The sequence below is a fragment of the Mucilaginibacter sp. GW821-FHT07G05 genome, from assembly GCF_059418565.1.
In genome coordinates this window covers 802,447-823,286 of the sequence record NZ_JBWKQC010000002.1, presented here as the reverse complement: position 1 = coordinate 823,286, position 20,840 = coordinate 802,447, and the positions used below count along the sequence as shown (strand labels likewise).

Genomic DNA, 20,840 nt, shown 5'->3' with positions numbered 1-20,840 from the left:
TTAGTTTTTAACACCCCCTTGGATCCCCCATTTCAACAATAGTAATTAGCCTTAAAAGATATTAATAAGACCAAAGGATGGCAAAGGCATAAACCTCCACAGCCTTTGGGACAGCAAGCTGATCGATCACGAGGGACTGTCACCGGAACAGATCGTGCGTGTATACGATACCGCTACACCAGAAGAGATCAGCAAATGGCAGGCGGACAGCCCGATGGAATGGTTGTGGGAAAGTTATCAGTTGTCCACCGAATTATATGCGAACGCGAAACCCGGGCAAACTATGGACGAAGCTTACTATAAAAAATACATCCCTTTCATCCGCAAACGGATCGCTCAGGCGGGCATTCGCCTGGCAGGTGAGCTGAATAAGATCTTTTTCAGCGAACAAGTGAAAACGGTCTCTGTTACGCTGGTACCTCCGCCTCCACTGCCTTCACTTAAAGGAACTATCAAATTAAGCGAGGTAAACAAAGCCATTGGTGATTCAGTAACGGTGGCGGGTAAGGTTTTTGGAAGCAAGGATATCGGCAGTATGGTGCTGATTAACCTGGGCGCAGCCTATCCCAAACAATTACTGACCGTAGTATTTAAAGGTAATGCCAAGCCGCTGGCGGTAGGATTGGATGGCAAAACCATCGCCGTCAGCGGTAAAGTAAGCAGCTTTAAAGGCAAGCCACAGATCCTGGTCACCGAAGCCGAACAATTGGTCATACAAGAATGAGCGAACCGCTTTATTTACCTATCAGCTACCAGGGCAAAGAACTGGAACTGGAAGTCCGTATGGAGCGCTGGGGCTATACCTACCGGATCGCCGTGCTGATCGGCGACGAAACCGTGCTTTTCGAACCTGATGAAGAAGGTAGCTACCGTGCCATGACCGCAAGCGGGCTGCCGGGCAATACCGCCCCTGGCTTATTACGCGCGATCGTTGAACAACTGGCCGGCCTGCTTCCCTGAAACGTTTACCGATTATAAGTAGCGGTATTAACGTTACATGGCTCCCAATAATACTTCCTTAGCAGACTTATACCGCCAATCGATGACCGGCCCAAACCGCAAATTTCGTTGACCGCGTCCGATCTGTAAAGATCCAATAAAAGGGGCATCAGCGTTTCAGAAATTAAGGGTGATCGACGTGAAATTAAGTTGGCTGAGTTTTTGCCTCATTGTGCAAAACAACAGCAACCTATGGAAATGATCAAATCGTCATCATTAAAGAGCAAAGCAGAAGTCATCAATGTACCTTAAAATTATACTGGCAGTAGTCAACGACGGAAAGGAGGGTTATCTTTCCGCATCCGAGGCCACAGAAAACCCTGAATTAAAAGCGCTATTCAAGAGATACTCCGGGGAACGTATCGTATATGCGGCTGAACTGAATGAGCACATCGCACTACATGGAACGGATGCAGAGAATGTTAGTGGCGGAATACCAGGCGGTTTACACCGCACCTGGCTCACCATCAAGCAAGCGCTGAGCAGTAACGAGGATAAAGCAATCCTGAACGCCATCACCACAGGCGAGCGCGCAGCGATTGAGCAATATGATGCATGCATCGACAATTACGCTGATCATGCCGATCATTTGCAGTTACTTGCAGAGCAAAGGGCAGGTATAAGCGCTGCTCTGTCAGATTTCGAATCCCGAATTGTTCAGCAACATAATTAATCATAAGGGTTGCGAAATCGCAACCCTTTTCTTTTCAATATAATACGTAATTATGGATTTGGATTGGAATAAGATAATCATCGGGGATCTTAATTTCAGCTTCGCTGCGGAAATAGTTATCCGGTCGTTGGTGATGTTTATTATGGTGCTGCTGGTTTTACGATTATCAGGCAAAAAAGGAGTTAGGCAACGTTCTCTCTCCTAATATGCTGGCCAATGGCTGGGGAAGGATCATCTTTATTTCAAGCGAATCAGCCGTACAGATTCCTGAAGAAATGATCCATTATGGTATGACTAATTGACTGTTCCGTTATTTAAGAGGAGTTCACAGGGAATTAATCCCCATAGCGACAGGATAAAATGTCGATAATCTCTGTAACCCTCGGAAAACAGTTCGACTTAGTCCAATTACGGCGGCTCCACCGGGAAATTACGGGCTCATTGGCCTTCCTGTTACGAAATTGTAGACAATTTATTCCATAACACTTTGACCATGTTTATTGATTAACGTTTCTGATAAATTCCTATTAATTTGATTTTTCCTAGTAAAAAATATTAGTTACATTTTCTCAAATGAGGTCTAAAATACTAATATATTTAGTATTTTAGACCTGTAATCTCCAATCATTGATCGCATGTTCACATTATTTATTCCATACACCGTAAATATTTTATTAATAGTCGCCTTTATCATTGATCGGATTTTTCGGCTTCGTTCTGTTAATGAGTATAAGTCTGCCAAGGAAGCGCAGATTGAGACATTAAAACAACAACTGGAAAATGAGCGCAGGAATAACGACATTGAAATAACTGAAATGCATAAAAAAAGGTATCAGAGCCTTAAAGTTATGTTGGAAGAAAGAGAAGAGGAAAACGATAAAAACAAGGAAGCCCTCCTAAAGCTGAGCATTGCCTTAGAAAAGGCGTCAGAAAGCAATTCCTCAACGAAAACCTTGGTTGACGAACTGGTCGCTGAAATCAATCGTTTGGCATTACTAAAGAAAAAATTAGAGATAGAGAAAATGTCATTACTAAACAAAATTGAAGATTTGCTAAATTACCCTAATTATCTGCCATACGACCAAAGAAATCCGCGATAAATTTATCAGCTGATTCTATTTGTTACCTTCTGGAAATTAAGTCGGGAAATCCCCGAATATAAATTTCTCTTAGCCCACAGGGCGGCAGATATTTGCCTTGTCAAATACAGCTTTTATTTTTTCTTTTCCCCATAGCTTCGTTCCTGCTTGTTTTGGATGTTTAAGGAAGAACTGGTTCCGCTTATTAAAATATCGGTCGATGGCCTCCATGCATTCTTCGACGGTTTGGTAATCGCTGTTGTGAACGACCGATTTAGCCATGCCGCTGAAGACGGATTCAATGACATTCAAGTGGGGTGCTTTGGTAGGGAGAGGGACGATGATGATCTCGGGAGTCTTTAGTTTTTCTCGGTAATCTGCGTCGTTAACCTCAACTATATACTCCAGCAATTGGCATGAATCATGCCAGGCGGCAGCATCCCAGGACAAGTACAGCCGTTTCTGACCCTGGTATAATAAGGTCAACACTTCGATCAGTTTGATCATTTCATCGGTGTTTTTTTTGGCCGAGTAAAACCAGGCCAGCTGGTTAGTGGATAACTCCAGTGCGCAGGTACAGATAATAAATCCTTTGCCTTTATCCACTTTCCGGTAAACGGGCGGTTTACCTTGCTCAGCAAGCATGCGGCCACCTTGCGGCCGTATGGATTTCGGGCCATATTCGTCGATCGAAAAGAACTTCTCATCCTTGCCCAGATTGCTTAACACGTTTTGGATGTGTTCATATTTCTCCTGGTATTGCGGATCATTACTTACAATAACCTCCCTGGAACGTTTATAACGGATGCCGCGGCGGCGGAGGTAAACGCTGACTGTTGAAAATGTGATTGGGACACCAGTGTGTTTGCTATAAGCATAAGCCAGATCCGTAATGGTCCAGGAGACCCGGTCGATTCCGTATAGTTTGGGGCTTTGCCGTACCATGTGGATAAGGCCGTCTATTTTACGTTCTATCTCCAGTCTTTTTTGCGGGCTGATGGGTTTTTTGCTTCCGGGGCGGCCAAGTGCCTCCAGCCCTTTTGTTTCATAGATAGTCATCCAGCTTCGAAGTGTTCTGGTGGTACAGTCGATCCTTTCAGCAAGTTTTGCTCTACCGTTATAGGTGTAAACCGTTGTTAAAGCGACGGATACCTGCCAAAGGCGGTGGTCGTTACCTATCCGCCATTTGTGTAAAGTGGCCAGCTCCTTCGGCGAAAATTTGGCCTTTAATTTGGCGGTACTCAGTTCTTTTTCATGCTGATCGAACCAACGGCTAAACACATGGTAAAATCCGGGTCTGCTATACTCATCGGGGCACTGTGCATGATAACGCTGGTAAAGCTTCTCAGCCTGTAATACCGGTCCCGGTTCTGCCGCGATCACTGAAGGCATAACACGGGCGAAATTGCGGTAAAAAGCGGTATCTTGTCTCACCTTGTCTTTGCCGATAAAAAAGGAATAATCGCTCAGCTTTTCAGGGTGTTCTTTTTCGAGGACGCGAAACTCATTGATATAAAAACGGATGGTCGCGAATTGGAGCCGGAGCTTATCCGCTAAATAATTGATATTAAGCTGCCGGGCGATATAGTGCTGCCGGATAAAATCCTTTTTTGCTTTCGAAATTTGCATACCTAATTCGTTATTAGTTAAGATAGGTTTCTTCTTGAATATATCCGAGCAAGCGAAGGTCTACGGAAACTTGGTTGTTTAATACAACACTTTGCTTTGATCTATCATATCCAGCCTGCAATCAGTTCTACGGCGATTGACGATCAATATTATCTACAATAAAGCGGAAGCCGCATATATTGCCGTCATTCAAAATGTCATTAAAGCACAGCAGTACACCTAATATTTAGAAATGCGAGAAAATTACAAGAACGACCCGGTATACTATTTTGCCATGCCCGACCATTTGTTTCGTAATGGCATCGGGAAACCGATTTGCGGAATTTGAACAATCTTGTTGAATTGGGCCTTGATAACAATGAGCTTTACAGGATGCTGGGTTAAATTTTTGATGCATTCAGAAGAGAAAGTGCTATCTGCAAAAAGAAGTTTTTATGTTAAATCAATAGCATCATCAGGTTTTTTTTCATAGTACGCTATTGAAGTTATCACTTCAACCCACTTATTAAAAGCAGCATCATAGAAGCTCTTTGCATCTATGAGTCCTGTTAAATTTGGTTGCGCTGTAAAGGGATTATCTTTGATCTTCAATTCCTCATTAAGCAATAATTGTTTCGCTTCATTGAAAGCTGTTAACCTGTTGTTATAATGCTCTTGATAGTTCATTTAAACTCAACATCACTCCTTGACAATTGTTTATGCTTCTGATTAATAATATAAACTTTTGAGAAATACTAGTGTTGTCCTTATAAACTACACAACATGAAAAAGATAATGTTAATAACGTACTTATTTGCCGGTATGGCAATGACTTCGTGTAATTCCTCTGACAATGGCGAAAAAGGAAAAGAAGTTGATACTATGAAAGGCCGTGCTGGTACGGATACTATTATGGGTGGGGGCAAGAACCCTGATACCATACCTAAGCCAGGACTACCAAAGGTTGACCAAAGAGGTATTGATTCAAATGCGGTAAAAGCTCCTGATGAGACAAAAAATAAGACCAACTAAGATATATCGTCTGATATGACGCGCAACTGAAAATAGATATTCTCCATGTTCCCCTAGGTTTGATCGAAACAATAACCCCGGAGTCAGGAGAAGTGACCGGCTAATTGGCTAAGACGATGAGAACGCTGATCCTTTCCGACATCCAGGTGGCTGTGAAGGCCTGACCAGCCCGGGGGTAGCGAAACCAAGGAAAACCGGTCGGTACCATCTTTATTTCTGCAGTTATTAAAGGCGAACTCCATAGTTTTCGAAAAGTATTCAGCGGATCATGCCGAGACATCATTCATCAAACCGTGAATGGCGCCGCCGAATACTCGTCGATCTCTTATTGTGCGGGGAACCGGCAGTCAGAAAACCTCATTTAATATATAAAGAATCAATACCCATCCTATGACAATGCAAAAAACAACCCGTACCAAACGTGATGGCGCACTGGAAAGTCCCTGGCAGCGCAATAGTGCTGAACTGAATCCTGGCTCAGCCACTGCTTATCCGGCGCTTACATATGACTGCCTGGTCATCGGCGCCGGGATTACCGGCATTACGGCGGCATTGCTTTTACAGGAAGCCGGTAAGAAGGTGGTGATCGCGGAAGCAAATACCGTTGGCTTCGGAACGACAGGCGGTACCAGTGCACATATCAATACCTTCGCAGACACCACTTATAAAGAAGCAGAGAGTGCTTTTGGAAAAGAAGGCGCACAGCTTTTTGCGGATGCCGTCAACGAAGGGGCCGGACTGATCAAGACCAATATCAGCAACTACCTGATCGACTGCGACTATGAGATCAAGACAGGTTATGTCTATGCCAAGGACGAAAAGCAGGCCAAACAACTGGCTGACATATTAGATGGTGCAAAGGCAGTCGGGATTCCGGCCTACTATGTTGATCAGGCTCCTGCACCGGTGCCTTATCAGGCGGCACTGGAACTCCCTGATCAGGCGCAATTCCATCCACTCAAATACCTGCAAACTTTGCTGAGCGAATACCTCAATGCCGGCGGAATATTGCTGGAGGAGACCAAAATTGAAACTGTAAAAACTGAAGGTAATTTTCATGTTGCGGATCTACCACAAGGCGAAATCAAGGCCAGGCAGGTGATCTATGCAACACATATCCCACCGGGTATCAATTCCTATAGTCTGCGTTGCGCCCCCTACCGCAGTTATGTGCTGGCGGTAAAGTTAAAGGACGATACCTATCCGGATGCTTTAGTTTACGATATGCAGGAGCCCTATCACTATTTTCGGACGCATGTGGTCGATGGGGAAAGGCTGCTCATCGCCGGCGGGAATGACCACAAGACGGGTCATGACGAACCGGAAAAGGCATTTGCCGATCTGGAGAAATATGTGCGTGAGAATTATGATGTGTCATCAATAAAATATCGCTGGTCAAGTCAGTATTATGTTCCGGTAGATGGTTTTCCTTATATCGGGCAAATGGCCGAAGCTGCCAAAGGTGTTTATTGCGCTACCGGCTATAACGGCAATGGCATGATGCTGGGTAGCATAGCCGGTAAGATCCTGAGCGACCTGGCGCAAGGTAAAGATAATAAATATGCAGACATCTTCAGTCCATCCCGCTTGAAACCGATTGCCGGTTTCACGGCTTTTGTGCAGGAGAACGCGGATGTGGCCTATCACTTTGTAGCCGACCGCTTCGGCATTCACGAAACGGATTCATTAAAACGATTATCCCCCGGAACCGGGCAGGTTGTCGAAGTAGACGGAAAAAAGATCGCCGCTTACCGCGACGATTCGGGTAAGATCCATGCGCTCAGCCCGGTCTGCACGCATGCCGGTTGTATCGTAAACTGGAACGGTGAAGAGAAAAGCTGGGATTGCCCTTGCCATGGTGCACGTTATGATATTGATGGTAAGGTACTGACCGGCCCCGCGACGCTGAATTTAGCAATTATTGATCCTGAGAATAATGCGTGACCTTGCACAACGATTTCCTGAAAATCCGCTGCTCCTTCCAAAGGACCTGGTTCCGAGCGGTCCGGGCCTGCAGGTTATCAGCTTGCTGAACCCCGGCGTGTTTCGGTACCAGGAAAAAATATGGTTGCTGGTACGGGTGGCTGAAGGCGTTGCCGAAAAGGAAGGTGTGATCTTCTTTCACGCACTGAACGCTACCGGCAACACCGAGATCATTGAAGTACCGTTGAATGATCCCGACCTGATCGCGACAGATGCCAGGGTGATCAATTACAAAGGCCTTGATTACCTGACGACCATATCTCATTTAAGGTTGTTATCCAGCGAAGATGGCATACACTTTACGGAGCCGCAAAGCCCTGCATCCCTGTTTGGCGCCGGTTACCTCGAACGGTTTGGTATCGAAGATTGCCGGGTGACCCGGATCGACGATACGTACTACCTGACCTATACCGCTGTTTCCGATAGCGGCGTTGGCGTCGGCTTACAAACAACAAAAGACTGGCAGCATTTTGAACCGGGCGGTATGATCCTGCCGCCGCATAATAAGGATTGCGCCATTTTCGAAGAAAGGATAAACGGGAAATATTATTGCCTGCACCGCCCGAGCAGTAAGGAGATCGGTGGCAATTATATCTGGCTGGCTGAATCGTCCGACAGCCGGCAATGGGGCAATCATCATTGCCTGATCAAGACCCGTCCGGCACTGTGGGACAGCGCACGCGTGGGTGCCGGTGCGGCCCCGATCCGAACTGCGCAGGGCTGGCTGGAAATTTACCATGGTGCCAACGAAAAACACCAGTACTGTCTCGGCGCTTTTTTGATGGACCTGGACGATCCATCAAAAGTGATCGGCCAGACGACCGAACCGATCATGGTGCCGACAGAACCTTACGAACTTAGCGGCTTTTTTGGCTATGTGGTCTTCACCAACGGGCATATCGTCAATGGCGATCAGCTAACCATTTATTACGGGGCGGCGGACGAGTTCGTTTGCGGCGCGCATTTTTCAATTACCGAAATATTAAACAAACTAAACTGATCAACACGATGAAGGCAACATCAGCATGGCTCTTAAATGCCAACGCTCAACTGAACGATCCTGCGCTACCCATTGTCTTTGAACAACAGGCGGCGGGCTATTCTTTTAAAGTTCACATTTTTTATGATTCCTGCTGGCTGGTCGCGGCCTGGCCAAAAGGCAGCCGAATCGCTTTCCGAATGGCCTACTCACCTAATGACCGGCTGGAACTGAAGAAGCTTTCGGAAAAGGACGGAAAGATCAATTTAAAGATCAGTTCGCTGATCGGCGAGCAGGAATGCGTTGTCAATCTACCGGATGCGGAAGCTATTCCCGTGTTGCGCCTGACAACTACCTTAAAGCCAACCGCGTCGTTGCTGTTCCCTTACTGGCCGCGGGATATCGTCGTCCTCGGTGCCGCAGGCAGCGAACTTTTGGCCGAAGGTGATATCAAAGTCAAACAGGTGGGCATACGCTCGGGCCAATTATATTTCTGCTTAACCCGTCCGAAGGCCGGTTCGGTGCTTTACCTGCAGAATTTGACCGCGCTGGAGGATTACAACCAGGCCACGGAAACCTCCGCCGGTGAGACGGTCGGCGGTGAATGGCCGGAGATCGGCTTTGCCCTTCCGCCGACGATAAAGAATAAGCCTTTAGAGGCAGGAAAAAGTTATGTATTGAGTGACGCTTTTATGGCATTCAGTGAAGAGGTTTCGGCCGACGAACCGGCCATGGTACGCCAGTACCTGGACCTGACGGCGGCTATTTACTTAGCGCTGCCTAAACCGGATACCAGTTATAAACACTGGCCGGATATCCTGCAAAAGGGTTTGACCGATCTTCAAACTAGCCCCGGCTGCTGGTCGCAGGTAGATGGCAACCACTATCTGAATGCTTACCTGTCTGATTACAAAACCCCGCCGGAGATCATGGTACAATTGGCCGTTTTGTTACCCTTGCTGGATTATGTGGAGTGGACAGATGCTGAACTGGAGATGATGAAAACGATCAAAGACGGGCTCACGGCTTTTTATGATGCCGACCTGGGTACGATCATGCGCTGGCACCCGAAGATGGCCGATAAAATGGAAGCAGTCGAGGAGCAGATGCAACCCATGGTCATGGATTCCTGGTACCTGAACCACCCGCTGCTTAACCTCTCACGGTTAGCACTCAAAGGCGATAAGGTTGCTGAAAAACTCTTCCTCGATTCGCTGGAGTTCGCCATTAAGGTGGCGCATCATTTTGACTATACCTGGCCGGTATTTTATAAAATGGATACACTGGAGGTCGTGAAAGCCGAGACCCAGCCGGGAAAAGGAGGTGAAAAAGACGTGCCCGGCCTGTTTGCACACATCATGCTCCAAGCCTGGGAACTGACCGGCGAAAAACGATATCTGGCTGAAGCCGAGAAATCTGCACTACGCTTGCAGGGATTGGGATTCCAACTCTTTTACCAGGCTAATAACACCGCATTCTCTGCCGGCGCGATGCTGCGATTATACAAGGTCACCGGAAAGGAGGTGTATAAAGAACTAAGCTACCTGTGTGTAGCCAACATCCTGCAGAATACCAGTCTCTGGGACTGCAACTATGGCTATGGGAAGAACTTCCCGTCCTTTTTCCGCTTATTCCCTTTGAACGATGCGCCTTACACGGCAGCCTACGAGGAGGAAGAGGTGTTTTGTGCCTTGCACGACTATCTGCGTCATGCTGAAGAGGAAGATATCCTGCCTTCACTCAGGTTGTTGATCGCGGAATATATCCGTTACCTGGTAGACCGAGCTGTATATTATTACCCGCCCATGCTCCCTAAGGAGATGCTATCCGAAGAGGTCAAAACCGGTGAAGTGGACGCGAACCTGTGGATCGCACTGGAAGATATGCACGATGGCTGGGAAAAATCAGGTGAAGTTGGACAGGAAGTTTACGGGGCAGGCAATGCCTTTGGGATCCTGCCGCGACACTATATGCAGGTCGATGGTCAGCCGTTCATGATCTATACTGATTATCCGACTTACGGCTTTTCAGCGAAAAAGCACCGTCCGGCTAATTTCAGACTGGCCGGTGATGGCCGTCTGAATAGCAGGCTGATGATCGTGAAAACAGGCAAAGGAAAATTGCCTGAATTTGATATCAGGTTTAGGGGACATCGGGAACCCTGGAAGGGTAACAAAACAAAGGATGGCCACCTCGAATTCATTTTACCAGGTAACAGTCAGGTGCATATTGACTGGAAATAAGGCTTTAAGAAGGTCGGCGGGAAAATATAGCGCTTAAAAATTTACTGGAATAATAATTGCAGCATATGACCGCGATCAATGATCGCAGTCAACATCAGATCAACATTCATTAAAATCTAATATTATGCCTACAAAGACAAACAAAAAAGCGACTGCAGCAGCTGCCAGTCGTACACCCGAAGCCGAAAGCGCTTTAAAAGAATTATTCGTCGACGAACTAAAAGATATCTATTGGGCAGAAAAGCATTTGGCAACAGCCCTGCCTAAGCTGATCAAAGGGGCGACTTCGGAAGATCTGAAACAAACAATCACGACGCACCTGGAAGAAACCAAAAACCAGATCACGCGTTTGGAAAGTGTATTTGCCTCTGTAGGTGAAAAAGCCACGGCTAAAAAATGCCTGGCCATGGAAGGCTTGTTAGCTGAAGCTACCAAACTGCTGGAAGATACCGAGAAAGGCACTGAAGTGCGTGATGTGGCCATTATCTCTGCAGCACAAAAGGTTGAACATTATGAGATCGCCTCTTATGGTACCTTGCGTACATTGGCCGGCACCTTAGGTTTCAATGAAGCACAAGGCTTACTGGATGAGACCCTTGCAGAAGAAAAGAACGCGGATTTTTTGTTAACCCAGGTCGCTGAAAATTATGTAAATGAAGCTGCCGCTGCTGAGGTAGAATAATAAGTTACAGCTGTAATACGAGAGGCTGGTGTATATGGCCTCTTTTTTTGTATAAATACTATCATGATGGATCAGCTATTAAAATCATTGCTTTCTGGCTTTATGGGTACGAATGCGATGACCGTATCGAGTGTCCTACAGCCAAAAACAACGGGTGAAAAACTTTAGGGAACCGACGCATCTTGAAAACCTGATCAAATGTTTACCCCACACTGGTCCGGGCATGCCAAAAGATCTCTGCCTGGGGCGCACACTACGCTATGAGCTTTAATTTCGCCGCTATTTAAGTCGAGTTAGGCAAACCAAGAAGTCGAGCACTCCTTAAAAACGGGATTATCCTGGGCATTGTTAGCGGCGTGTTAAGGTATTGGATCTGGAACAGAACGTTGATGGCTCATCCATTACATACGCGGATCAATTACTCCCATTATTATCTTCAGCGAATTCCGGCCCATATCAGTTTTGCGAACTAATGACCAAGCTCAAATGGCTTCCACAATAATACAGTAAAAATCATCGAAGCAGTGTTTTTAAAGGTGTGTCCCTGATCAAACTATATATTTAGCAGTAATTTGAAGAAACAATGGCCGATCCGCCCTAGATTCATCGAAATTTCAATGTAGCAATTGTTCAATTTGTTTTACAGGAAAATCAGCTGCTGCATCCCTGAAAATATTAAATGAAGCAGTTTCTATGCTTTCGATTATGGATAAATAGAAATTATTGAAAGATCCCGTAATTTCGGCATTCCTTTATCATAATAAATGTAGAAAAACCATTTTCTACTAATTCATCCTCGTAGGCTGATGGAGGTTCTTACATCAAAATACCTTTTACAGGAGAAATTCAATTCCGATCTGGCTGCTGCCGTATGATTTCGTTATTAAGTACACTAATTTATTTCCCGCGTCACCAGGTTCTTTTTGATACGACTTAATGTTTCCGGAGCGATCCCCAGGTAAGACGCGATAAGGTTTTGCGGGATACGCCCGATCATTTGCGGATTTAATTCGGTTAGTTGCACATACCTTTCTTCGGCACTGTGCGTAATGGAACTCATCAACCGGCGCTCCTTTGTAACAAGGCTGTTTTGATAAAGTATCCGAAAATACCGGTCCATGATAGGTACCGCAACTGTTAATGCTTCGTAGTTTTTATGGGAAATCATCAATAGTTGAGAATCTTCTATAGCATCGATATTAAATACCGCGGGTTTGCCTGACAGAAAACTATTGAAGTCGGATAACCACCACCCTTCCCAACCAAATACACTCATATGTTCATCGCCCCTATCATCGACATTATAGGTACGCAGCAAGCCTTTGGCCACAAATGCCAGGTGCTTACAAATATCGCCCTCCTGTAATAAATATTGCCGTTTCCGCAATCGTTTAGAAATGAAAAAAGTGGTTATAATCTCCTTGTCAGCATCTGTAAGCGATACTTTTTCCTGAATGTGGCTAAAAAGTATATTGATCATATAACCTAAGCTAATCTTGCGGCAAAGATAACCTTTAGACTTGATATAGATCAAGTGTATTAGTTGACGCACATCAACGCTGCGCCAAAGGGTTACTGTTAATTTTGTGATCTCATTTATTAAATAGTATTATGTCATGAGCAAAATAGCATTAGTAGTTGGAGCAAGCGGCATCACCGGGGCTAATTTAGCCGAAAAGCTGATCGCCGAAGGTTGGGAAACCTACGGATTGGCCCGCACACCTAATACGGAGATCAATGATTTGAAACCGGTGGCGGCAGATCTTTTGGAAACAGCCAGCCTGCGATCGGCTTTAGCAGCGGTTAGCCCTACCCATGTGTATATTACCACATGGATGCGTAACGAGACCGAAGCAGAGAACATCCGGGTCAACAGCCTGATGGTGCGTAATCTATTGAACGTATTATCTGAAAAAAGGAGCGTTGAACACGTGGCCCTGGTAACCGGCCTGAAACATTACCTGGGGCCGTTTGAAGCCTATGCAAAAGCAGGCTTTCTGCCCGAAACACCCTTACGCGAAGAACACCCAAGGCTCGATCTGGAAAACTTTTACTATGCGCAGGAAGACGAAGTTTACGCTGCAGCCAAGCGCGAAGGCTTCACGTGGAGTATTCACCGCCCGCATACTGTAATTGGCAAAGCGGTTGGTAATGCCATGAACATGGGCACCACCTTAGCTGTATATGCCAGCATTTGCAAAGAAACAGGGCGCCCGTTTATCTGGCCCGGCTCCGCGGCGCAATGGAATGGCTTATCGGACGTAACCGATGCGCGGGTATTAGCAGCACACCTGATCTGGGCATCGACCACGGAAGCGGCACGAAACGAAGCCTTTAATGTGGTTAACGGAGATGTTTTTAGATGGAGCAGGTTATGGAAACGGCTGGCGTACTACTTTGATGTAGAAGCTACTGGCTTTACCGGCAGTATCCATTCACTCGAAAAAGAAATGGATAATGATGCCGATCGCTGGCTACAAATCGCCCATAAATATACGCTGAAAGAAGAGGACTTAAGCCGACTGGCTACACCTTGGCACACCGACCTTGACCTGGGCAGGCCCATCGAAGTGATGACTAATATGTCCAAAAGCCGCAAACTGGGGTTCACAGTTTATCAGGATACGGAAGAAACTTTTTACAATCTATTCGAACAACTGCGGGCGTCCAAGCTGATACCTTAAAAATATAGGCAGTGTTTCCGAATATCAATATTAATGCACCAATTGTAATATGATTGGTGCAATTTGTCTATCTTATGGCATTTTGCCCGCCCTATCTTTGCCAGCAGCTGATTGCGTATTAATCGTCCAGTGTTAAATTACTTATATCAGTATCATTTAACAACATTATAAAGCAATACCATCTTGAAGTACTTTATGGAAATCTTCACACCCATGCAAGCCTGGCTAAATCTACAAAAATGAGAGAGCCGATTAGTGACAAATGTAAATGACTGTTCAAAGGGACTTTTCTATCAGGGTTTAAGCTATAATCAGTATGAACGAAAATGACCAGGACACACTCCATCGTGCCGGTTAAAATTTTTTAGTTATCTGGACCATTCCAACCGATGAACCTCCAAGCAATTTAATAATGTTCAAACAGCAAAGCCTCCAAATCGGTGCTCGATTTTATTGACCATTCCGAGTTATAAGTAATGGTATTAACGTTACATGGCTCCCAATAATGCTTCCTTAGCAGACATATATCGTCAATCGATGACCGCCCAAACCGCAACTTTCGTTGACCGTGCCCCATCTGCAAAGATCCAATTAAAGGGGCATCAGCGTTTCAGAAATTATGGGTGATCGATGTGAAATTAAGTTGGCTGAGTTTTTGCCTCATTGTGCAAAACAACAGCAACCTATGGAAATGATTAAATCGTCATCATTAAAGAGCAAAGCAGAAGTCATCAATGACCTTAAAAATATACTGGCAGTAGTCAACGACGGAAAGGAGGGTTATCTTTCCGCATCCGAGGCCACAGAAAACCCTGAATTAAAAGCGCTATTCAGCAGGTACTCCGGGGAACGTATCGTATATGCCGCTGAACTAGATGAGCACATCGCACTTCATGGAATGGGTGCAGAGAATGATAGTGGCGGAATACCAGGCGGTTTACACCGCACCTGGCTCACCATCAAGCAAGCGCTGAGCAGTAACGAGGATAAAGCAATCCTGAACGCCATCACCACAGGCGAGCGCGCAGCGATTGAGCAATATGATGCATGCATCGACAATTACGCTGATCATGCCGATCATTTGCAGTTACTTACAGAGCAAAGGGCAGGTATAAGTGCTGCTCTGTCAGATATAGAATCCCGAATTGTTCAGCAAAATAATTAATCATAAGGGTTGCAAAATCGCAACCCTTATCTTTTCAATATAATACGCAATTATGGATTTGGATTGGAATAAGATATTCATCGGAGACCTTAATTTCAGCTTCGCTGGGGAAATAGTTATCCGGTCGTTGGTGATGTTTATTATGGTCCTGCTGGTTTTACGATTATCCGGCAAAAAAGGAGTCAGGCAACTTTCTCTCTTTGAAGTGGCCATCATAATCAGTCTTGGCTCAGCAGCGGGTGATCCAATGTTTAATGAGGACGTAGCCATATTGCCGGCAGTAATCGTGTTCGCCGCCATATTGTTATTTTACAGGCTTATCACTTATTTCGCTTCTAAAAGTCAAAAATTTGAGAAACTGCTGGAAGGGGATTCCTTGTATATCATTGAAGATGGCCGCTTTGTCGTCATGGATGAATCCAATCACACATTCGCGAAAGATGAGTTTTTCGCCGAAATGAGACAACAAAGCATTGAACATGTGGGCCAGGTCCGGATAGCTATACTCGAAAGCAACGGCGCCATAAGTTTTTATTACTACAGTGATGAAGAAGTTAAACCAGGTTTGCCGATCGTACCCAAGGTCTATCAAGCCCGAAGCTGTACAGTAATGGAAAGTGGACTTTATGCGTGTACATTCTGTGGCAATACTGAAGACTTAGCTGCCGGGAATCATCATTGTAAACGCTGCACAAAAAATGAGTGGGTTGCCGCTGTCAGCACGCTCAGGCTATCCTGATCGTAAATGAAAAGTTTAGACACCGATCCGCAAAGTGCTGATTTGAAAAAGTTGAACCGATTTGGTCAATAAGTTTGAACAGGGGGGTTCATAAAACGCTGGAATTCTAATGCTATCGGCTCTTGTAATTGATGAACACCACATAATATACTTCGATTGATGTTTTATGTTCACAATGCACCATAAAGCCTAACTACCTTCAGATACAAAGGCGACTTTGGACGGCTCTTTGAGCATTTCAGCGATCACGGCCTTAACGATCTTACTTCGGGTTTGAGATGACTGTTTGGGATTGACAATATAAATCAGCAGCACCTCTACCCAATTGTTCTGATGAATCCTGAAATTAACAAATGGGAATTCTTTGATCTCGAAATCCTCCACCAGCACTTCAGAAATCTGGTCACGCATATCCGGTATGCTCTCTTTCGTTTTGGCATCCAGCTGTTCCAGGCAGGCTTTTCGTACCGTATGTTCTACCCAGTCGAGGTCGCTGTTGAAGGTGATATAAAATGAGACTTCGTTCCATACCAGCGGCAATTTCTGCCAGGAGTAGTTATAGACCTGGTTTTGAAAGATCAGACTATTGGGAAATCTGATCAGCCTGCCACTTGGCAGATCACTGCTCATCAGGTTTCCGGCAAATTCCCAAAGCGTTGTATCTAAAAAATTAATTTCAACCACATCACCGTTAAAGCTTCCGACCTGGATGCGGTCACCGACCTTGAATGGCCCGCGCATGATGATGTAAAACCAGCCGATCAGGGACGCAATAGGCGTCTGCAAAGCAAAGCCCAACAACAGGGATATTAAACCCAGGGAAACCGCCGCAGTGTACCAGTTTGCGTTCAAAAAGGAGATGAATATGAAAATGATCAAAATGTAGGTAACCAGACGGGTAACCTGTACCAGGTTATAGAGTAATCCTTTGTCAAGTTGAGCTTTAGCTACCTGGGTTTGTACAAACCTCGAGACGATTTGGATGGCAAAGCTGCAAGCACCGGCAAAGAGCAGGTGCTCAAATAAATCATGATAAGATCCAATGAAATCGAATATTTTTAATTTTATCACGAAGGTAATTGCGATACAAATTATCGCACCAATAATATACGTTCCGATCTTCGACTTCTTAACCTCCTCGTTATGCAGTTTTTTTATGGTCGCTTTTTGTTCGGGCGTGGCTTCCTGGGTTTTGATTTCCATTTTTAATACTATAGATTGTTTTACGAAAATTATCATCCCGCAGTTTTAAAGCCCATTCACTTCGCAGATCACTATCACTTAGCTATCAAAACCATGAATGAGCCTATTCACATGGTCCCAATTGAAAAACGAAAACACGCATCGGTTAAAGTAAAACTATCCCGCCGAGCCCGCTTATCTACTGGCTTTCGAATATGACAACTGTTGAATTAATTTCAACCTCAGGCCAAATCACAAATTTCAAAGTTCCTATAAATACCGCGCTTTAGCAGAAAGCTGCCTTTAGGGTGGCGAAAACTGCTTATTTGTCGTATTTTTGCGGTACCAACCCATTATAAGCCATAAAGAGGAGCCGAAAAACTTTATGGACATATGATAGCGACCCCTACTATTAGGCCCGAAGATAAAACTTTCTGCCGCTGCGGCGGAAAACGTCATGATGCGGAACGTGTTCCCCGAACACTGCTGATGAAAACACTGCTGTTCTGGCTGCCTTTAAAAAGATACCATTGCCTGAAATGTGGCAGTCATACCTGGAAGCTGGATCGCTGAACCAGCAATAGGTTAAGCAGAGCGCATCGCCCGTCAAGCTTTAGTTTACGAAGGGCAACTGCAATAATCAGACCTAATGTCATAGGTGTTTGCGACTAATTACGCCGTCTGAGCTTATTGCTTTTCAGGAACTGCTGCGTCTTGATATTCTCCCACATGATCAGTTTTTCCTCTATCCGGTGAAAGGCCCGGATGTCCCCGTCCTGGGAGATCACCAGACCCAGACTGCCGGGATGATTCCAGCAGTAAGCGATCATCGAGCGGTGCCGGGTACCGAAATGCCCGGGATCAGCCGCCACCAGTGATTTCGGGCTGGCCGTAGCTGCGGACGAAACAAAGATCCGTTTGGGCATTCGTCTCGTTTTCAGGACGCCACCAAATCCTTGGGAAATCATGTCGCGTGAAAAGAGCAACACCCCATCCACACAGGTATGTGATGCCAAAAAAGAAATGCATCCCTTGATCTCGTCGGCGATCTCCTGTTTGGCCAGCAGGGCGCGCGATTCTTCCAGATACCCCTGTTTGCTGATCACTTTCTTACCCGCGCCAAGATGGCCATCGATCAGCATTTCGGCCATGTAATGGTTAACGGTTTCCTTGGCGTAATTGCTGATGGCATGTTTAAGCCGGTCATAACGCACCGCATACTTAATATCGATGCCTTCATGCTCATCGGTTATAAGTATCGCTCCGCCATGATGGTAATTTTGTATCCGCAGCAGCAGCCTGGAAAGTACCTGTATCCAGATGCCATCCATAAAGATTTCCCAGTCTTCAAAATGTTCCCCTGCGTGGCTGGCCGAAAGAAAGGTTTTGAGTTCATCTTTCAGATGCGCGGCGTTGGCTTTCAGAATTTTTGAAACCGGACCGATAGTAAACACATCCAGGTAACGCGGAATCAGTTTATTCTGCTTCAGGGTGGCCAGCAGTTCGTAATCGAACAGTACATTGAGGGTGCCGATATCGTTGATACTGACCTGGAACAGGCCGGGTTGCTCTGAACCGGACTCTGATTCATAGTTCAAAAAGCTCTGGTAATGGATCGCCTGGTCGATCATTCCCCAAATAAACAGCTTGCCCTGCCGGTCAAAATAGACGGCCAGGGAGGTGCTGGACGGATCAGATGCTTTTGAAAGCTTTACCAGAGCCTTGATGGTCATTTCCAGCGGCACGTCAAATTTAATACAGCTCCAGCGTTCAGCTACGATCCGTCGCGGCGGCCTTGGATCCGGGTTATCCGGGTCAATCAGCGTAATGGTCACTTTCACCAGATCGCTTTCCTCTGTTCGCATACTGGTGAAAAACAAGCATTCGAAAAGATCTTCCAGCACTCCCAGGGGCGGGATGTCGAGGGATAATTTGCTGTGCTGCAATTTTTCCAGTACATGCAGTGCGAGATCTTTCGGTTGAGCGTTTGACAATGCCATGGTGCGGATCTGAGTATGATTTGGTGTTTAACAAGCGGACACAGTAAATGTTGACGTGGGTATACGGAAAGATTTAGGACATAAAGTATAATAAACGTTACATAAAAAATTTAATGCAATCACGAAAGTCTCCGTATATTATTGATTGTACGTTGGTTTATCATTGATTTCGGATTTAACCGGGCAAAAAAAGACTTGGGAACAGATATTGATGAGTACAGAAGTATGAAGCGGATTTTGATTATCGACGACAACGAAGACATTCTGGAAATCCTGCAAATCGTTTTTCGCGATGAAGGTTATAATGTGGTCGTTTCGAACACGGGAGATGCCGCCGAGTATATCCATATCATACACCCGGACCTTATTTTACTTGATGTGCGTATCGACGGGTACCAAAAACGCGGCGATGAGATCTGCGCTGAGATCAAAGCCAGATATCCCTATCAGTTACCAGTGGTGCTGATATCCGCGGAAACCAATCTGGCTGTGCTGGCCAACGAATGCGGTGCGGACTTTTATATCAGGAAGCCATTTGATATTTACGACCTGGTCGCACAGGTAACTAAGTTCCTGACGTGACCTTTCAGGTTATTTATGCTACCTTTATGTCTATGAGTGACAACATGGAAAACAAGTCTGATAACCAGCAACGCGGAAAAATAGATCTTGGTCCCGGAGATCTCCGGGTTTACTTTCTGAATAACCTCGATAAGATCTATGCGGCCAAAACACATTTGGTTAGGCATTTACCGGAAATCGAGCAGGAAGCCCATTTTACTGATCTTAAACTCGCAATCGAAGAAACCTGCGAAGATGTGGAAAAACAACTGGCCCGGATGGACATCATTTATGCTATGCTGGAAGCGGACCGGGCCCAGGGAAATTGCAGCGGCCTGGCGGGGTTGATCGATGACGCGTTCGAAGATATCAAAACACACGGTCAGCACCCCGAACTCCGGGATCTTTCTATCGCATTCTATATGCAGAACATTGAAAGTATAGAAATGGCCTCCTTTCAGGTGCTGGAAATGGCAGCGGTAAAACTAAAAAACAAACAGATTAAACAATTGATCCGGGAGAATTACGATGAAGCCAAGGCAGACCGGACGTTGTTGTTACTGATTACCGCTAAATACCTTACTTCGAAGTAGTCATTTGCCGCGGGCATAGACGTATCATACCAAAAATCACAACATGAAGGTGTAAATTAAACGTTGACATCGTCTGGCTGTCTATCACCTCTGAAAACAGAACAATAATGGAAAGGCGTTCATCATTAAGTGTACGCCGCCGAACATACTGCTTTTCAGGTCAGGAAACTTTCCAGAAGCATTGAATAAAATCATAACGCCAAAGCGAGCTGCACATTTTATTACATACCTTTTTGAACACTCAATTAGCTCAGGCGACAAAAGGATCGATACCTCAGGCGGTCGCGGTGATGATGCAGATTAGTTTGCTTGCTATTTCAAATATAAAATGTGGTAGGCCCGACTTCACCTATTCACGATGCAGTTCGCGGAACATTACCAAGTCGGTCCGCGAATCATCGGCAATTCGGAGGCTTATGTGCCGTATTATTGGTGCCCCGCTCAAAGTTCCGCTAAAGGGGGCAGGTGCTGAAAGCCTTATGGCCAGGCTAATCGAACTTTAAGAGGAAATTCGATCATTTACTGACCAGACGTTTACCTAATGCAATAGGAATTAAGGCGCGTGACTTGCTGAAAACAGCTCGATCGGTACAGGGACATTGATCATTCTCTGATTCCGTTTTAGCCAACACCGGTTA

General features: G+C 45.5%; 19 protein-coding genes. 14 read left to right on the top strand and 5 right to left on the bottom strand.

The genetic code is table 11. The features are described 5' to 3' along the window. The first annotated feature begins 58 nt into the window (after positions 1 to 58). The 4 genes from AC07NA_RS08085 to AC07NA_RS08070 all read left to right on the top strand — a co-directional run bounded on the left by AC07NA_RS08085 (position 59) and on the right by AC07NA_RS08070 (position 2,772). A complete protein-coding gene (locus AC07NA_RS08085) occupies positions 59 to 724 on the top strand; it encodes a S1/P1 nuclease (RefSeq protein ID WP_494897133.1) in 666 nt (221 codons plus the stop codon). Beyond that, the gene (locus AC07NA_RS08080) at positions 721 to 960 is read left to right on the top strand and encodes a hypothetical protein (RefSeq protein WP_494897127.1); all 240 of its coding nucleotides are present in this window, start codon (positions 721 to 723) and stop codon (positions 958 to 960) included. Before AC07NA_RS08085 ends, AC07NA_RS08080 begins: the two co-directional genes overlap by 4 nt. Positions 961 to 1,240: 280 nt before the next feature. Then, positions 1,241 to 1,672, top strand: coding sequence for a PA2169 family four-helix-bundle protein (locus tag AC07NA_RS08075; RefSeq protein ID WP_494897126.1), 432 nt, complete (start codon positions 1,241 to 1,243; stop codon positions 1,670 to 1,672). A 635-nt stretch (positions 1,673 to 2,307) separates the two neighbouring features. After that, complete coding sequence (locus AC07NA_RS08070) at positions 2,308 to 2,772, top strand: hypothetical protein (RefSeq protein ID WP_494897125.1); 465 nt, start codon at positions 2,308 to 2,310, stop codon at positions 2,770 to 2,772. Between the two features lie 69 nt (positions 2,773 to 2,841). Here the strand turns inward: AC07NA_RS08070 and AC07NA_RS08065 are convergent, their stop codons facing one another. Both AC07NA_RS08065 and AC07NA_RS08060 read right to left on the bottom strand, forming a co-directional pair. Beyond that, complete coding sequence (locus tag AC07NA_RS08065) at positions 2,842 to 4,380, bottom strand: IS630 family transposase (protein WP_494897124.1); 1,539 nt, start codon at positions 4,378 to 4,380, stop codon at positions 2,842 to 2,844. Between the two features lie 432 nt (positions 4,381 to 4,812). Further along, the gene (locus tag AC07NA_RS08060; protein WP_345211097.1) at positions 4,813 to 5,046 is read right to left on the bottom strand and encodes a hypothetical protein; all 234 of its coding nucleotides are present in this window, start codon (positions 5,044 to 5,046) and stop codon (positions 4,813 to 4,815) included. 96 nt (positions 5,047 to 5,142) lie between these two features. Here AC07NA_RS08060 and AC07NA_RS08055 point away from each other — a divergent pair, with 96 nt between their 5' ends. From AC07NA_RS08055 to AC07NA_RS08035, 5 genes are all read left to right on the top strand, one after another. After that, positions 5,143 to 5,391, top strand: coding sequence for a hypothetical protein (locus tag AC07NA_RS08055; protein ID WP_494897123.1), 249 nt, complete (start codon positions 5,143 to 5,145; stop codon positions 5,389 to 5,391). A 396-nt stretch (positions 5,392 to 5,787) separates the two neighbouring features. Then, entirely contained in the window at positions 5,788 to 7,335 is a 1,548-nt protein-coding gene (locus tag AC07NA_RS08050) for an FAD-dependent oxidoreductase (RefSeq protein WP_494897122.1), read from the top strand. Next, positions 7,328 to 8,374 carry a glycoside hydrolase family 130 protein gene (locus tag AC07NA_RS08045; protein WP_494897121.1) on the top strand — a complete coding sequence of 349 codons (1,047 nt, stop codon included), beginning with the start codon at positions 7,328 to 7,330 and terminating at the stop codon, positions 8,372 to 8,374. The genes AC07NA_RS08050 and AC07NA_RS08045 overlap by 8 nt, the downstream gene beginning before the upstream one ends. Before the next feature lie 8 nt (positions 8,375 to 8,382). Further along, entirely contained in the window at positions 8,383 to 10,596 is a 2,214-nt protein-coding gene (locus AC07NA_RS08040) for a hypothetical protein (RefSeq protein WP_494897120.1), read from the top strand. Positions 10,597 to 10,720: 124 nt separating this feature from the next. Further along, the gene (locus AC07NA_RS08035) at positions 10,721 to 11,278 is read left to right on the top strand and encodes a YciE/YciF ferroxidase family protein (protein WP_494897119.1); all 558 of its coding nucleotides are present in this window, start codon (positions 10,721 to 10,723) and stop codon (positions 11,276 to 11,278) included. 892 nt (positions 11,279 to 12,170) lie between these two features. Here AC07NA_RS08035 and AC07NA_RS08030 read toward each other — a convergent pair. Further along, positions 12,171 to 12,758, bottom strand: a complete 588-nt coding sequence (locus AC07NA_RS08030; protein WP_494897118.1) for a Crp/Fnr family transcriptional regulator — start codon at positions 12,756 to 12,758, stop codon at positions 12,171 to 12,173. Between the two features lie 136 nt (positions 12,759 to 12,894). Here AC07NA_RS08030 and AC07NA_RS08025 point away from each other — a divergent pair, with 136 nt between their 5' ends. The 3 genes from AC07NA_RS08025 to AC07NA_RS08015 all read left to right on the top strand — a co-directional run bounded on the left by AC07NA_RS08025 (position 12,895) and on the right by AC07NA_RS08015 (position 15,866). Next, positions 12,895 to 13,962, top strand: a complete 1,068-nt coding sequence (locus AC07NA_RS08025) for an SDR family oxidoreductase (RefSeq protein ID WP_494897117.1) — start codon at positions 12,895 to 12,897, stop codon at positions 13,960 to 13,962. A gap of 685 nt (positions 13,963 to 14,647) precedes the next feature. Continuing rightward, a complete protein-coding gene (locus AC07NA_RS08020) occupies positions 14,648 to 15,127 on the top strand; it encodes a PA2169 family four-helix-bundle protein (protein ID WP_494897116.1) in 480 nt (159 codons plus the stop codon). A gap of 52 nt (positions 15,128 to 15,179) precedes the next feature. Continuing rightward, complete coding sequence (locus AC07NA_RS08015) at positions 15,180 to 15,866, top strand: DUF421 domain-containing protein (protein WP_494897115.1); 687 nt, start codon at positions 15,180 to 15,182, stop codon at positions 15,864 to 15,866. A gap of 189 nt (positions 15,867 to 16,055) precedes the next feature. On the opposite strand, the gene AC07NA_RS08010 is transcribed toward AC07NA_RS08015, so the two are convergent. After that, the gene (locus tag AC07NA_RS08010) at positions 16,056 to 17,069 is read right to left on the bottom strand and encodes a mechanosensitive ion channel family protein (protein ID WP_494897114.1); all 1,014 of its coding nucleotides are present in this window, start codon (positions 17,067 to 17,069) and stop codon (positions 16,056 to 16,058) included. Between the two features lie 647 nt (positions 17,070 to 17,716). Beyond that, positions 17,717 to 19,048 carry a putative sensor domain DACNV-containing protein gene (locus AC07NA_RS08005; protein ID WP_494897113.1) on the bottom strand — a complete coding sequence of 444 codons (1,332 nt, stop codon included), beginning with the start codon at positions 19,046 to 19,048 and terminating at the stop codon, positions 17,717 to 17,719. A 141-nt stretch (positions 19,049 to 19,189) separates the two neighbouring features. Between AC07NA_RS08005 and AC07NA_RS08000 the strand changes: the two genes are divergently transcribed. Further along, complete coding sequence (locus AC07NA_RS08000; protein ID WP_494897112.1) at positions 19,190 to 19,630, top strand: response regulator transcription factor; 441 nt, start codon at positions 19,190 to 19,192, stop codon at positions 19,628 to 19,630. 44 nt (positions 19,631 to 19,674) lie between these two features. Further along, positions 19,675 to 20,202 carry a DUF892 family protein gene (locus tag AC07NA_RS07995; RefSeq protein WP_494897111.1) on the top strand — a complete coding sequence of 176 codons (528 nt, stop codon included), beginning with the start codon at positions 19,675 to 19,677 and terminating at the stop codon, positions 20,200 to 20,202. The last annotated feature ends 638 nt before the right edge of the window (positions 20,203 to 20,840 follow it).

Excerpts from the sequence above, each read along its gene's own strand:
- AC07NA_RS08050 (WP_494897122.1), top strand. The coding sequence starts at position 5,788 with ATGCAAAAAACAACCCGTACCAAACGTGATGGCGCACTGGAAAGTCCC.
- AC07NA_RS08060 (WP_345211097.1), bottom strand. The coding sequence starts at position 5,046 with ATGAACTATCAAGAGCATTATAACAACAGGTTAACAGCTTTCAATGAA.
- AC07NA_RS08045 (WP_494897121.1), top strand. The coding sequence starts at position 7,328 with ATGCGTGACCTTGCACAACGATTTCCTGAAAATCCGCTGCTCCTTCCA.
- AC07NA_RS08010 (WP_494897114.1), bottom strand. The coding sequence starts at position 17,069 with ATGGAAATCAAAACCCAGGAAGCCACGCCCGAACAAAAAGCGACCATA.
- AC07NA_RS08070 (WP_494897125.1), top strand. The coding sequence starts at position 2,308 with ATGTTCACATTATTTATTCCATACACCGTAAATATTTTATTAATAGTC.
- AC07NA_RS08035 (WP_494897119.1), top strand. The coding sequence starts at position 10,721 with ATGCCTACAAAGACAAACAAAAAAGCGACTGCAGCAGCTGCCAGTCGT.
- AC07NA_RS08040 (WP_494897120.1), top strand. The coding sequence starts at position 8,383 with ATGAAGGCAACATCAGCATGGCTCTTAAATGCCAACGCTCAACTGAAC.
- AC07NA_RS08005 (WP_494897113.1), bottom strand. The coding sequence starts at position 19,048 with ATGGCATTGTCAAACGCTCAACCGAAAGATCTCGCACTGCATGTACTG.
- AC07NA_RS08075 (WP_494897126.1), top strand. The coding sequence starts at position 1,241 with ATGTACCTTAAAATTATACTGGCAGTAGTCAACGACGGAAAGGAGGGT.
- AC07NA_RS08020 (WP_494897116.1), top strand. The coding sequence starts at position 14,648 with ATGGAAATGATTAAATCGTCATCATTAAAGAGCAAAGCAGAAGTCATC.
- AC07NA_RS08015 (WP_494897115.1), top strand. The coding sequence starts at position 15,180 with ATGGATTTGGATTGGAATAAGATATTCATCGGAGACCTTAATTTCAGC.
- AC07NA_RS07995 (WP_494897111.1), top strand. The coding sequence starts at position 19,675 with ATGGAAAACAAGTCTGATAACCAGCAACGCGGAAAAATAGATCTTGGT.
- AC07NA_RS08080 (WP_494897127.1), top strand. The coding sequence starts at position 721 with ATGAGCGAACCGCTTTATTTACCTATCAGCTACCAGGGCAAAGAACTG.
- AC07NA_RS08030 (WP_494897118.1), bottom strand. The coding sequence starts at position 12,758 with ATGATCAATATACTTTTTAGCCACATTCAGGAAAAAGTATCGCTTACA.
- AC07NA_RS08065 (WP_494897124.1), bottom strand. The coding sequence starts at position 4,380 with ATGCAAATTTCGAAAGCAAAAAAGGATTTTATCCGGCAGCACTATATC.
- AC07NA_RS08025 (WP_494897117.1), top strand. The coding sequence starts at position 12,895 with ATGAGCAAAATAGCATTAGTAGTTGGAGCAAGCGGCATCACCGGGGCT.
- AC07NA_RS08055 (WP_494897123.1), top strand. The coding sequence starts at position 5,143 with ATGAAAAAGATAATGTTAATAACGTACTTATTTGCCGGTATGGCAATG.